We start from the raw sequence: 12,687 nt of genomic DNA, 5'->3' as shown, positions 1-12,687 counted from the left end.
TCGCCCGTCCCGACCCCTGCCCCGTCCCGACCCTGGCCCCGACCCGCCCCTACCCCAGCCGCCACCAGCCAGGGCGGCGGCTGCGGTTCGGGATGTCCTCGTCCAGCGCGCCGGTCATCACATGCAGCATATCGGCACGCACCACGGCATTGTTGCGGAAATACTGGTGGCCGGTCGGGTCGTCCTCCCAGGCGCGATCCCCGGTCAGATTGCGCAGGATGGCCGGAGAGACGTTGATCGCGGCAATCTTGGCCGGCAGGGTGTCGGGCCTGAGCGGACCCGACAGGCCCAGCCGGTCGGGATTGCCCATCGCCACATCACTCGCCTTCAGCGCCAGATCCTGCTGGTTGTAATAGACCGTCAGCCGGCGGCAGCCGCGCAGCAGCGGCGCCAGTTTTTTCGGCGCGGTCAAGGTGTCGTCGTCCTCGTCCGCGGCCGTCAGGATCACCTCGTCGAACAGCGGCGGAATGTTGTCGCCGACGAAGGTGCGCATATGGCCGATGCCCCCACGCAGCACCCAGTTGCCCATGCTGTGGGCCAGAAGGTGAATCCGCGCGATGCACACCGCCCCGGGGTCCCCCGCCCCGGCCGGGCCGGCGCGCAGGAAATCGGCGGCCTTGAGCAGCAGCCGGCCGAGCGCCGGGCCCGACATCTGCGCCCGGCCGCGCTCGTCCCGATAGGTGCGGCCGCTCACCCCGCGGCCGAGCGACGGCCAGGCGAACAGAACCATCACCATGTCCCGCCCGCCATCGGCCAGCCATTGCTGGATCTGCACGGCCCGCCCCAGCGACTCGCGGAAGCTGTGATTGTAACCATGAACAAACAAAAGCACATCGCGATTGCCGGAAACGGCCTGGCGAATGGCGGCGAAGGCATCGGTGCTGCCCAGGCGATTGCGGGCCAGATTCTCGGGCCGGATCGTCACCTCGGCACTGGCGGCGACCGCGTCCAGCGGCGCGCGATAGAGCGCGGATCCGTCGAAGCTTGCGGTGCCGAAGCGCAGCTCGTCCGGGTCGTCGTTGAAGCTTTCCGAGAACACCGTCTTCGGTGCCGGTCTGCGGTTGGTCGCGAAATGGATCATGGTCGCCATCAGCCTCGCCCCTCTCCCTGTCGGCCGTGATGGGAGAGAGGTTCAGATTGGCGCACATAAAAATCAAGGCGCGTGGTGTTGCCGCATGCCAGACGTCAGGGTAATGCGGCGCGCCTTGCGGGCTATGGCGCCACCAGTCGCTGCGGCAGCAGGGTGACCAGGCCGAAGATCATGGCCGCCGCCACCACCACGGCGGGTCCGGACGGCAGATCCCAGAACAGCGAGGCGCCCAGCCCCAGCGTGACCGCCACGGCGCCGGTCAGGGCCGCGATCACCGCCATTGCCTCAGGGGTTGGCGCCAGCCGCCGCGCGGCGGCGGCCGGGATGACCAGCAGCGACGTCACCAGCAGAACGCCGACGATCTTCATGGCGAGTGCGATCACCAGCGCGATCAGTGCCATGAAGGCCAGTTGCACGCCCAGCACCGGCACGCCCTCCACGCGGGCCAGATCCTCGTCGACGGTGATGGTCAGCAGCCGGCGCCAGAGCAGCGCCAGCACCGCCAGCACGGCAGCGCCGCCCAGCCAGATCGACCAGAGATCGCCGCCATGGATCGCCAGGATGTCGCCGAACAGATAGGCCATCAGGTCGACCCGCGGATTGCCGGCCAGCGCCATGGCGACCAGCCCCAGCGACAGCGCCGAATGGGCCAGGATGCCCAGCAGCGTGTCTTCGGCAAGCGGCTGGCGACGCTTCATCATCACCAGCAGCACCGCGACCGACAGGCAGGCGATCACGATGCCCGGCCCGAAGCCGAGCCCGGTGACGGTGCCGAGCGTGATGCCGAGCAGCGCCGAATGGGCCAGCGTGTCGCCGAAATAGGCCATGCGCCGCCAGACCACGAAACAGCCGAGCGGCCCCATCACCAGGGCGAGACCGATGCCGCCGGCAAGCGCCCGGAGCAGGAATGCGTCGAAGATCATCAGGGGGACAGGGTCCGGTCAGTGGTGATGGTGGTGGCCGACGGCAGCATGATCATGCGGTACCTCGTCCGGCCCGCAGCCCGCGGTGCACCCCCCGGGCCCGTGGACATGGTCGTGCACATGGTCATGGGCGTGGTGATAGGGCGCCAGCGCATCCGCCCCCAGCGGCCCGAACAGGGCAAGGAAGGCCGGGTCGCGGCTGACATCGTCGGGGTGGCCCGAACAGCAGACATGGCCGTTCAGGCACAGCACATGGTCGGTCGCCGACATCACCAGATGCAGATCATGGCTGACCATCAGGATGCCGCAACCGCGCCGGTCGCGGATCGCCCGCAGCGTGCGGTAGAAGGCGATCTGGCCGGGCATGTCCAGATGGGCCGCCGCCTCGTCCAGCACCAGCAGATCGGGCTGCTGCAACAGGGCGCGGGCCAGCATCACCCGCTTGGCCTCGCCCCCCGACAGCTTGTGGAAGGACCGGGTCTCCAGACCTTCCGCCCCGGCTTCGGCCAGGGCCTCGGCGATCTCGGATGCCCTGGGCCGGCGGCCATGGACATCGGCAAGTGTCATAAAGCGCCGCGCGGTCAGCGGCAGGGTGCGATCTACGGCGAGCGATTGCGGCACATAGCCGATCCGCAGCCCCGGCCGCCGCACCACCGTGCCGGCGGACGGCGCCACCAGGCCGAGCGCCGCCTTGACCAGCGTCGACTTGCCGGCCCCGTTCGGGCCGATCAGGGTGACGATCCGCCCCGGTGCGATGGCAAGGTCGATGCCGTCCAGCAGCCGGCGGCCGTCGCGCTCCACCAGCAGGTTGCGGATCTCGACCAGTGGCGGCCCGGAGGGCCTGGTCGCCGGGCGACTGTCCGACATCAGGCCGACCGCGGTCATGCGGCATCCCCTTCGCCGGCCGCGGTGGTGCAGGCGGGGCAAAGCCCGTGCAGCTCCACCATCTGCCGCTTCAGCGTGAAGCCGGCCGCCCTGGCCAGCGCCGCCAGGCGGTCGCTGGTGCCGGCATCGGTCACCTCGGCCACCCGGCCGCAGGCATCGCAGATCAGGAACTGGCCGGCATGGCTGCGCCCGGCCAGACCGCAGCCGACAAAGGCGTTCATCGACTCGATCCGGTGCACCAGTCCCTGTTCGAGCAGGAAGTCGAGCGCCCGATAGACCGTGGGCGGTGCGGCGCCGCTGCGCTCGTCCTTCAGCCGGTCCAGCACGTCATAGGCGCGCACCGGCTCGTGCCCGTCCAGCACCAGCTCCAGCACCCGGCGGCGCAGATCGGTCAGCCGTGCGCCATTGGCCGCACAGATCCGCTCCGCCGCATCGAGCGCGGTGGCGACACAGGCGTGATGATCGTGGTCGCCCTGCGGAAAGGCGTCCGCCGCGCCCTCGGCGGGTGCGGGACGCGGGCTGGCATGGGCGTGGTCATGAGCGTGATCGGCCATCTTGCGCTACGCTATAACATTCCGTACTCTGCGGGTTCACTGAGTTATGTTATATCGATGCCCGGATCATTGCCAGCCCGGGCAGATCCTAGGAGGGCCTATGCGAGGCATGACGGGTGTGCAGGCAACCGCGGCGGCAGCCCTGCTGCTGGCCGGAACCGCCCTTGGTGGTGCGTCTTCGGCACGGGCTGACGTGCCCGTGGTCGTGGCGACGATCAAGCCGCTGCACGCGCTGGCGGCCGGCGTGATGGCCGGCGTGGGCACGCCCGACCTGCTGGTCCAGGGCGCCGCCAGCCCGCATGACTATGCGCTGAAGCCCTCTGATGCCCGCCTGCTCGACCGGGCAGGCGTGGTGATCTGGGCCGGCCCCGGGGTCGAAAGCTTCATGCCCCGGATCGTCGACGGTCTGGCCGGCAAGGCCCGCACGCTCGCCATGATCGACGCGCCGGGGGTGAAGCCCCTGCCGATCCGCGAAGGCGGGGTCTGGGAACCGCATGAACACGCCCATGGTGATCACGACAATCATGATCATGACCATGAAGATCATGGGCATGACGACGACGGGCATGACCATGACGACCATGCCCACGACGACCACGGGCACGACGACCACGGGCACGGGGATCACGACCACGATCACGGCGCCATGGACGGCCATGTCTGGCTGTCGCCGGCCAATGCCCGCGCGATGGTGGCTGAAATCGCCCATGTGCTGGCCGAAGCCGATCCGGAGCATGCCGCGCGCTATCGCGACAATGCCGCCGCCTATGATGCGCGTCTGGCAAAGCTGGACCAGACAGTCACGGCCGAACTGGCGCCGGTGAAGACGCGGCCCTTCATCGTCTTCCACGACGCCTATCAGTATTTCGAGACCGCCTATGGTCTGGCCGGCGTCGGCTCGGTGACCCTCAACCCCGAGCAGCCGCCGGGCGCACGCCGTATCACGGAGCTGCGCCAGCGGATCACCGATGGCGGCGTCGCCTGCGTCTTCGCAGAACCGCAATTCGATCCGCGCCTGGTGAAAACGCTGACCGAGGGCACATCGGCCAAAAGTGCCGTGCTCGACCCGGTCGGCGCCGATCTCACCCCCGGCCCCGACGCCTATCCGGAACTGATCACCGCTCTTGTGCGTTCCATGACCGACTGCCTCGCCCCCGGCGCCTGAAGCGCCGGGTGGGAGCAGTCGGTTCCTGACGCTTCCGCTTCTGCTCCGCCTGAGCAGCGACTGGCCCCGCCGCCCTTCCGGACGGCGGGGCGTTTTTCGTCAGCCGTGAGTGTGATCCTGCGCCGCCTGATTCTCGGCCTGCACGGTCGCCTTCACCTCGGTGCGCGGTACCCGGAACCACAGGGCGTAGATGGCCGGCAACGCCAGCAGGGTCAGCACGGTGGCACCCATCAGCCCGCCCATGATGGTCAGCGCCAGCGGCCCCCAGAACACGCTGTGCGACAGCGGGATCATGCCCAGGATGGCGGCCAGTGCCGTCAGCACCACCGGCCGCGACCGGCGCACGGTGGCATCGACGATCGCCTGGGCCCGGCTGTGGCCGGCACGGACATCGGCCTCGATCTGGTCGATCAGGATCACGGTGTTGCGCATGATCATGCCGGCGAGCGCGATCAACCCCAGCAGAGCCACGAAGCCGAAGGGCTGGTTGGTCACCAGCAAGGCGCCCACCGCGCCGATCAGCCCCAGCGGTGCGGTCAGGATCACCAGGATGAGCCGCGAGAACGACTGCAGCTGAACCATCAGGATGGTCAGCATCACGATCAGCATCACCGGCATCACCGCCGCGATCGCCTTGTTGGCCTTGGCGCTCTCTTCGATCGAGCCGCCGGTATCGATCCGGTAACCGGCCGGCAGCTCCGCCTTCAGCCCGGCCAGGGCCGGCAGCAGTTCATTGGTGACGTCGGGTGGCTGAACGCCGTCGATCACGTCGCCGCGCACGGTCAGCACGATCTCGCGGTTGCGGCGCCAGATGATCGGCTCTTCGAAGACATAGTCGATGCGCACCACCTGATCGAGCGGCACGGGTACACCGTCGCGCGTGGCGATCGTCAGCCCCGCCAGATGGTCCAGATCCAGCCGTTCCTCGGGCACCGCCCGGGCGACGACGTCGATCAGATCGTTGCCCTCGCGATACTGGGTGATGGTGTAGCCGTCGAGCAGGGTGCGGAGCGATTCCGAAATGTCGGCCGGCGTCATGCCCAGCGCCCGGGCGCGATCCTGATCCACCACCAGACGCAGGCTTTTCTGCTGCTCGTTCCAGTTCAGATGCGGGTCGACGACCTTGTCATTCTGCAGCATCACATCGCGGACCCGATAGGCGATCTCGCGCACCTTCAGCGGGTCGTCGCCCACCACCCGGAACTGGACCGGGAAACCCACCGGCGGGCCGAAGACGAAGCGGTCGACGCGGGCGCGCGCCTGAGTGACGGCCCCCTCTTCGATCGCCTTGTCGAGCCGCGCCTTCACCCGTTCCCGCGCCTCGGTGTCGCGGGTCAGGATCACGATCTGGGCGAAGGCGGTGTTGGGCAGCACCGGGTTCAGGCCCAGCCAGAAGCGTGGCGAGCCCTGGCCGACATAGGTGGTGTAAGAGAGGATGTCCTCGTCGCCGACCAGCAGCCGTTCCGCCGTGCGCGCGGCGGCATCGGTCACCCCGATCGCCGTGCCCTCGGGCATGCGCAGTTCGAAGAACAGTTCCGGCCGGGTCGATGTCGGGAAGAACTGCTGCTGTACCATGCCGGTGCCGACGATCGAGGCCGCGAACATGCCGACCGTCATCAGAATGACGATGATCCGGTGGCCGACGCACCAGCCGATCATCCGGCGGAGGATGCGATAGATCCGGGTGTCGTAGACCGCGTCCGGGTCGTGATGGGCGCCCTTCTTCTTCGAGAAATCGGGCAAGAGCTTGTAGCCCAGATAGGGCGTGAAGATCACCGCCACGAACCAGGACGCGATCAGCGCAATGCCCACCACCCAGAAGATTGCGCCGGCATACTCGCCCGAGCTGGATTTGGCGAAACCGACCGGCAGGAAGCCCGCGGCGGTGACCAGCGTGCCGGTCAGCATCGGGAAGGCGGTGGAGGTCCAGGCGAAGGTGGCGGCGCGCGCCCGGCTCCAGCCCTGTTCCATCTTCACCACCATCATCTCGATGGCGATGATCGCATCATCGACCAGCAGGCCGAGCGCGATGATCAGCGCTCCCAGAGAAATGCGGTGCAGGTCCATGTCGATCGCGAACATCACCAGGAAGACGATCGCGAGCACCAGCGGCACCGAGAAGGCGACCACGATACCGGTACGCAGGCCCAATGACAGGAAGCTCACCGCCAGCACGATCACCAGCGCCTCGATGAACACCTTCACGAATTCGGCGACCGATTCGTCCACGACATGCGGCTGATCGGCGATCTGGACGACATCGATACCGACCGGCAGTTCGGCACGGATATCGGCCATGGCCGCGGTCAGATTCTCGCCCAGAGTCAGGATGTTGGCGCCGTCTTCCATGGCAACGCCCACGCCCACCGCAGTCTTGCCGCCCTGGCGGACCAGATAGTCGGCCGGATCTTCATAGCCGCGGCGGACATCCGCCACGTCGCCCAGCCGGAACACCCGGCCGCCGGCCTGGATCGGCGTGGCGGCGATCCGCTCCACCGCATCGAAGGCGCCGGTGACGCGCAGATAGACCCGGTCGGCGGTGGTATCGACGGACCCTGCCGGTGCCACCGCATTCTGCCGGGCAACGCTTTCGAAGATCGCCTGCGGGGTGATGCCCAGCGTCGCAATGCGCGTGTGACTGAATTCCACCCAGACCCGCTGATCCTGGTTGCCGATCACGTCGACCTTGGTGACGTCGGGCACCTTCAGCAGCCGGCTGCGCATGCCCTCGGCCACCTTTTCAAGGGCGGCCGGGTCCAGCCCGTCGGCGGTGATCATGTAGAGCGCCGAATAGACGTCGCCATATTCGTCGTTGAAGAACGGCCCCTGCACGCCCGATGGCAAGCGGTTGCGTATGTCGCCGATCTTCTTGCGCACCTGGTACCACAGCCCCGCCACGTCGCGCGGCGGTGTCGCATCCGACAGAGTCACCTGCACGAATGTGGCGCCGGGCTGGGAATAGGTATCCAGCCGTTCGAGATGGGGCAGCTCCTGAAGCTTCTTCTCGATCTCGTCGGCGACCTGAGACTGCATCTCCAGCGTGGTCGCCCCCGGCCAGCGGGCCGAGACCACCATGGTCTTGATGGTGAACGACGGATCCTCGGCCCGGCCGAGCTGGATATAGGACCAGATCCCGCCCACACCCAGGATCAGGATCATGAACAGCACCAGCGCCCGGTGGCTGATCGCCCAGGCGGACAGGTTGAAGCGCACCGGCCCCTGATCCTGAGCAGGTGCAGCGTCATGGCCAGAGGGGGCGTCATGGCCAGAGGGGGCATCATGGGTGGAGGGGGCGTCGGCACCGGGGGCGCGGTGCGGCGTCTCTTCGGACATCGGGGCCTCTCGACGGCGGGCCTTCAGCAGCGGGTGACGGCGACGAAGCGGAAGCTCAGCCGTCCTTCAGCATCCGGACGGCAACGCCGTCGCGCAGCTGGTGAACGCCCAGCGTCACCACCTGTTCGCCGGGCTTCAGCCCGGCTTCGACCAGCGCCACCTCTTCGGTGAAGCTGCGCAGCGCCACCTTGCGGCGATGCAGGATCGAGGTATCGGGGTCGACCACGAACACCGAGGCGCCAGAGCCGTCATTCATCACCGCCGCCAGCGGCAGGCGCGCCACCTCGCCATTGCCCGGCAGCGCCAGGGTTACGGTCGCGGTCATGCCCAGTGCCGGAAGGTCGGCCCCGGCCGCATCGATGGTGAAGCGGGCGGCATAGGTGCGGGTCACCGGATCGGCCTGGGGGGCGAGTTCGCGCAGGCTGGCAGGCCAGGCATCGCCCCGATCGGCCCAGAGCCGGACAGCCGCGTTGGCGCGCCGCGCCTCGGTCAACCAGCTTTCCGGCAGGGCGACCTCGGCCTCGCGCGGGCCGTCGCGGGCGACCGTCACCACCGTCTGGCCGGTCGCCACCACCTGCCCCGGCTCGGCGCCCACCGAGACCACCACGCCGTCGGCATCGGCGACCAGGTCGCCATAGGCCAGCTGGTTGCGGGCCAGATCCAGCGACTGGCGGGCCTGTTCAACCCGGCTGGCGGCGGCGTCCAGTGCCGCCTTCTTACGTTCGTATTCGGCCACCGGGGCAAACCCGCGCGAGCGCAGGCTGGCATAGCGCGCCTCGTCGGATTTGGCCTGGGTGTAGTTCGACCGCGCCGCATCCAGCTCGGCCTCGGCGCTGCGCACCTGCAGGGCCAGATCGGTCCGGTCCAGCCTGGCCACCACCTGCCCCGCCGTCACCCGGTCGCCCACATCCACCGGCCGCTCGACCAGCTTGCCCGCCACCCGAAAGCCCAGCGCGCTTTCGGTGCGCGCACGGATCACGCCCACGAAATCGCGGGTCTCGGCCGTAGAGGCATAACGCACCGTCGCCACCTTCACCGGCCGTTCCGGCGGCGGGGCATCGGCGCGGGTCTGCTCCTTGCAGCCGGCGAGCCCCACCGCCGCCACGATCAGCGCCGCAGCGGACACGCTGCGAAACAGGACGGCCGGGCGCCGTGCAGAACGGGCGAGGTCAGGGCGTGCAGGCCCGGTTTCGGTGCGGTTCATGGATCGTCTGGCTCCTCGGCCGCGGTCTGCGGCGGTCAGGCTTTATGAACCACGGCCGGTGGGGGGGCGGCCGCAGCGCGAGGTCCGGTGGTCAACCGGCAGGGCGTCCGGCGGTTGCGAAACCCGCCAGCAGATAGCGCAGCATCTGCCTTGCCTCGGCATCCAGATCGTCGTCCAGATGGTCGGCGATCATCATCGGATGACAGAAGCGGGTCCCGGCGCTCAACAAGGCAGAGGCCGCATCTTCGGCATCCAGGCCCGGAAACTCGCCGCGCCGGACGCCGTCGGCCAGAATCCGGGCCATCACGGTGCGGATCCGGTCTTTATGGGCCAGGATCGCCTGCCAGTTCTCGCGAATCGCGATCACCACCACATCGTGGATGCGCTGTTCGCGCAGCACGATCCGGCGGTGATAGTCCAGCACCCCCAGCACCAGTGCCTCGATCCGTGCCGCCGCCGGCTCCGGCCGGTCGGCGATGCGATCGCAAAGCACCACCACCTCTTCCAGATAACGGCTGCAGATGCTTTCGACGATCGCGCCCTTCGACGGGAAGAAGCGATAGACATTGGCCGGCGACATGCCGAGTTCGGCGGCGATGTCGGCGACCGTGGTCTTGGCATAGCCCAGCCGCCGGAACAGCTCTTCGGCGACGTCGGCGATGCGGACGCGGGTTTCGTCGTGGTCGGTGCGGGGGGCCATGGCGTGCGGGCGAGCCTCGTTCTCCGGATCTGACGACTGATTCCTGACGAAAGAGATAATTCGTCAGCCTTCAGGCGTCAATGGACCCGTCGGCGAAATCTCGATGTGTGGTCACCGGGTTGGCGGTCACCGGGTGGGCAGGGCCCCCGCCACGCCCTCGTCCAGCAACTGCGGCGGCCCGGCCTCGCCGGCGGCGATCGTCGCGCGCACGCGCCCGCGGGCGATCTTGCCGGAACTGCCCAGCGGCCAGTCCTGCACATGCCACAGCATCCGCGGCAGCTTGTGGCGCGCCAGCCGCCCGGCCAGCCGGCTGCGCAGCTCGATCAGATCGACCGGCGGCGTCTCAGGCCCGGCCCGCAGCACGGCGGCCACCGCTTCACCCCAATAGGGGTCGGGCACGCCGAAGACCAGCGCCTCTCCCAGTCCGGGCAGGGCGGCGATCGCCGCCTCCACCTCGCCCGGATAGACGTTCAGCCCGCCGGTGATGATCATGCCGCCGGCCCGGCCCAGAATGTACAGATGTCCGTCTGCATCCAACCGGCCCAGATCGCCCACCGTGGACCAGCCCTCCTCCAGCGCCACGAAGCCGCTGCCGTCCTCGCCCCCCATCACGTACCCGGCCGAAACCATGCGGCTGCGGATGTCGATCCGCCCCACCTCGCCCGCGGGCAGTGCCTCGCCCGCAGGGCCGGTGATGCGCAGCTCCACGCCCCGGAAGGCACGCCCGACCGACTCCGCCGGGTCGCCCCGGCCGCTGCGGGCAAGGGTCACGAAGCTCAGCTCCGACGCGCCGTAATATTCGTGGATCTCGGCACGCGGCAGCGCGGCGCCAAGGCTTCGGGCCAGCGCCGGCGGCAGTTTGGCCCCGGCCGAGACCACAGCCCGCACGCCCGGCAGCCGGGCGCGCGCATGATCCAGCCCCCGCCCCAGCGCCTCGAACATCGTCGGCACGCCGACCAGCAGATCGGCGCGTTCCGCCGCGGCCACCGCGGCGGCGCGGGTCGCGTCGAACCGATCCAGCAGCACCGCCGTTGCGCCGGCGGCCAGCGCCTCCATGGTCGCATAGAGCGACAGGCCATGGACCAACGGCCCCATTGCCAGAACCGTCTCGCCAGGTGCGATGGCGAATTCGGCGATGCTGTTGCGGAAGCTCTCCGCCCAGCTCTGATGATCGCGGATGAATGCCTTGGGTTCGGACGAGGTGCCCGATGTGGTGGCGATCAGGAAGGGCTGATCGGGTGCCACGGCGGCCGGCAGATCTGCGGTTGCCGGCTGCTCCCCCATCGCCCGGTCGCGCCACAGCCGGTAGGGGCAGCCCATGCCGCCTGTCAGCGCCAGAAATCCGCCCGCCAGCAACCCGGCCTCGGGGCTCGACACCCAGCCGGCGACGGCGGGGTCGTGGATCACCAGATCCGGCGCCAGCCGCTCGAACAGTTTCAGCCCCTGGTCAGTGGTCAGCTTGGGGTCGACGACCAGCACCACCGCGCCGGCCATGACGGTGCCGAGAAAGGCTTCGACGAACTCGATCCGATTGCCGGCGACCAGGGCAACCAGCCGCAATGAACGCAAGGGCCGCGGCCGTCGCGCCATGGCAGAGGGCGACGGACGCGGCAGGCCGGCAATGGCGCCCGCCACCGCCAGGCCGCGGCTCAGCAGCCGGCCATAATCCAGCCGGACATGGCCCAGCACCAGAGCCTCGTCGGCAGGGCGGGCCCGGGCGCGCTCCGCGAAGGCCTGAAACATGGCGTGGTGCCGTGTGTTGCCGCTGGCCCGCATTGCGCATCTCCCCTCGGATGGGGCAGGCCGCGCGGGCGATGTCAGCCGCCCGTCAGCAGGATCTTGCCCCGACGGTCGCGGCGCCCGGCCGCGGCCAGCGCCGCCCGCCAGTCGTCGAGCGCGAAGGCCGCCTCGGCCGGCAGGCACAGATCGCCCGACCGGATGGCATCGAAGATCTCCGCAAAGCCATCCCGCCAGGCATCGGCGCCGGCCTGATCCTGCCAATGCCGCAACCAGAACGGTCTTACCGTTACACCGGATGCGACCTCTCCGGCAAGACCAGCCCCAAGGCTGCGGCCGGAAAGCAGGCCATAGAAGCGGAACGCGCCGCCCGCCGACACGGCAAGCGCCACGCCCGTCCCGATCTCGCCGCCCACGGCGTCCAGCCCGGCATCGATCCGCCCGCCCGCGGCCCGGCGCAGCCGGACCGCCAGCTCCACCGCCGGCTCGCCCGCTTCGGTCACCACCACAGCGGCAGCGCCGGCCGCCTGCAGGGCACCTGTTCGTGCCGCCGCCGTGGTCACCGCCACCACCTGCCAGCCATGCCGCCGGGCGAAGGCCAGCACACAGGCTCCGAAGGCCGATCCGGCGGCATCGATCGCGATCACCGCACCGGCCGGCAGGGCCAGTTCGTGGGCCAGCAGCGCCCAGGCGGTCAGCGGATTGATATAGGCCTGGGCCGCGGCCTCGTCGGAAATGGCCGCCGGCACGGCCACGCAGAACGACGCCGGCGCCGTCACCCGACTGGCCCAGGTACCGCTGCCGCGCAGCGCCAGCACCCGGTCGCCGGGGGCCAGAGCCGAGCCGCCCGGCGCCCGTTCGACGATGCCGACGCCCTCGTACCCCGCGATACGCGGCGGCGCCACGCGATGGGCATAGGCGCCGGTGATCGGGATCAGGTCCGAAGGATTGATCGAGCGATGGGTCATGGCGACCACCGCCTCTCCGGCAGCCGGTGCCGGTGCGGGCTGCGCCTCCAGCGCCAGCACCTCGGCCGGGTCGCCGAAACGCCGGAAAATCAGGGCCCGCCCGCCGGTGTCGGTCATGCGCCGCCCGG

10 protein-coding genes are annotated in these 12,687 nt (G+C 69.4%); 1 reads left to right on the top strand and 9 read right to left on the bottom strand.

The annotated features are described in order from the left end of the window. Nucleotides 1-49: 49 nt before the first annotated feature. The 4 genes from TMO_RS29190 to TMO_RS06970 form a co-directional block, all read right to left on the bottom strand. Nucleotides 50-1,090 carry an alpha/beta hydrolase gene (locus TMO_RS29190; protein ID WP_014744907.1) on the bottom strand — a complete coding sequence of 347 codons (1,041 nt, stop codon included), beginning with the start codon at nt 1,088-1,090 and terminating at the stop codon, nt 50-52. Between the two features lie 122 nt (nt 1,091-1,212). Continuing rightward, on the bottom strand, nt 1,213-2,013 hold the full coding sequence (locus TMO_RS06980; RefSeq protein ID WP_014744906.1) for an iron chelate uptake ABC transporter family permease subunit: 801 nt from the start codon (nt 2,011-2,013) through the stop codon (nt 1,213-1,215). Nucleotides 2,014-2,031: 18 nt separating this feature from the next. Further along, entirely contained in the window at nt 2,032-2,898 is an 867-nt protein-coding gene (locus TMO_RS06975; RefSeq protein WP_014744905.1) for a metal ABC transporter ATP-binding protein, read from the bottom strand. Further along, nucleotides 2,895-3,452, bottom strand: coding sequence for a transcriptional repressor (locus tag TMO_RS06970; RefSeq protein WP_014744904.1), 558 nt, complete (start codon nt 3,450-3,452; stop codon nt 2,895-2,897). Before TMO_RS06970 ends, TMO_RS06975 begins: the two co-directional genes overlap by 4 nt. A gap of 109 nt (nt 3,453-3,561) precedes the next feature. Here TMO_RS06970 and znuA point away from each other — a divergent pair, with 109 nt between their 5' ends. Next, nucleotides 3,562-4,617: a zinc ABC transporter substrate-binding protein ZnuA gene (gene znuA / locus TMO_RS06965; protein ID WP_228382275.1), complete on the top strand. Its 1,056-nt coding sequence runs from the start codon at nt 3,562-3,564 to the stop codon at nt 4,615-4,617. Nucleotides 4,618-4,716: 99 nt separating this feature from the next. Here znuA and TMO_RS06960 read toward each other — a convergent pair whose 3' ends face one another. The 5 genes from TMO_RS06960 to TMO_RS06940 form a co-directional block, all read right to left on the bottom strand. Next, nucleotides 4,717-7,950, bottom strand: a complete 3,234-nt coding sequence (locus tag TMO_RS06960) for an efflux RND transporter permease subunit (RefSeq protein ID WP_014744902.1) — start codon at nt 7,948-7,950, stop codon at nt 4,717-4,719. Between the two features lie 55 nt (nt 7,951-8,005). Next, the gene (locus tag TMO_RS06955; protein WP_014744901.1) at nt 8,006-9,154 is read right to left on the bottom strand and encodes an efflux RND transporter periplasmic adaptor subunit; all 1,149 of its coding nucleotides are present in this window, start codon (nt 9,152-9,154) and stop codon (nt 8,006-8,008) included. A gap of 91 nt (nt 9,155-9,245) precedes the next feature. Continuing rightward, the gene (locus tag TMO_RS06950) at nt 9,246-9,854 is read right to left on the bottom strand and encodes a TetR/AcrR family transcriptional regulator (RefSeq protein ID WP_014744900.1); all 609 of its coding nucleotides are present in this window, start codon (nt 9,852-9,854) and stop codon (nt 9,246-9,248) included. Nucleotides 9,855-9,980: 126 nt separating this feature from the next. After that, on the bottom strand, nt 9,981-11,630 hold the full coding sequence (locus TMO_RS06945; protein ID WP_014744899.1) for a class I adenylate-forming enzyme family protein: 1,650 nt from the start codon (nt 11,628-11,630) through the stop codon (nt 9,981-9,983). A 41-nt stretch (nt 11,631-11,671) separates the two neighbouring features. Further along, nucleotides 11,672-12,676 carry a zinc-dependent alcohol dehydrogenase family protein gene (locus tag TMO_RS06940; protein ID WP_014744898.1) on the bottom strand — a complete coding sequence of 335 codons (1,005 nt, stop codon included), beginning with the start codon at nt 12,674-12,676 and terminating at the stop codon, nt 11,672-11,674. Between the last annotated feature and the right edge of the window lie 11 nt (nt 12,677-12,687).

This window comes from Tistrella mobilis KA081020-065, assembly GCF_000264455.2.
GTDB classification, from domain to species: domain Bacteria; phylum Pseudomonadota; class Alphaproteobacteria; order Tistrellales; family Tistrellaceae; genus Tistrella; species Tistrella mobilis.
The sequence above is the reverse complement of the archived record's forward strand: the minus strand, read 5'-3'. Positions and strand labels throughout refer to the sequence as shown.

What these genes read in the sequence shown, in the direction of transcription:
- TMO_RS29190 (WP_014744907.1), bottom strand. Translation starts at nt 1,090, where the DNA reads ATGGCGACCATGATCCATTTCGCGACCAACCGCAGACCGGCACCGAAG.
- TMO_RS06980 (WP_014744906.1), bottom strand. Translation starts at nt 2,013, where the DNA reads ATGATCTTCGACGCATTCCTGCTCCGGGCGCTTGCCGGCGGCATCGGT.
- TMO_RS06975 (WP_014744905.1), bottom strand. Translation starts at nt 2,898, where the DNA reads ATGACCGCGGTCGGCCTGATGTCGGACAGTCGCCCGGCGACCAGGCCC.
- TMO_RS06970 (WP_014744904.1), bottom strand. Translation starts at nt 3,452, where the DNA reads ATGGCCGATCACGCTCATGACCACGCCCATGCCAGCCCGCGTCCCGCA.
- znuA (WP_228382275.1), top strand. Translation starts at nt 3,562, where the DNA reads ATGACGGGTGTGCAGGCAACCGCGGCGGCAGCCCTGCTGCTGGCCGGA.
- TMO_RS06960 (WP_014744902.1), bottom strand. Translation starts at nt 7,950, where the DNA reads ATGTCCGAAGAGACGCCGCACCGCGCCCCCGGTGCCGACGCCCCCTCC.
- TMO_RS06955 (WP_014744901.1), bottom strand. Translation starts at nt 9,154, where the DNA reads ATGAACCGCACCGAAACCGGGCCTGCACGCCCTGACCTCGCCCGTTCT.
- TMO_RS06950 (WP_014744900.1), bottom strand. Translation starts at nt 9,854, where the DNA reads ATGGCCCCCCGCACCGACCACGACGAAACCCGCGTCCGCATCGCCGAC.
- TMO_RS06945 (WP_014744899.1), bottom strand. Translation starts at nt 11,630, where the DNA reads ATGCGGGCCAGCGGCAACACACGGCACCACGCCATGTTTCAGGCCTTC.
- TMO_RS06940 (WP_014744898.1), bottom strand. Translation starts at nt 12,676, where the DNA reads ATGACCGACACCGGCGGGCGGGCCCTGATTTTCCGGCGTTTCGGCGAC.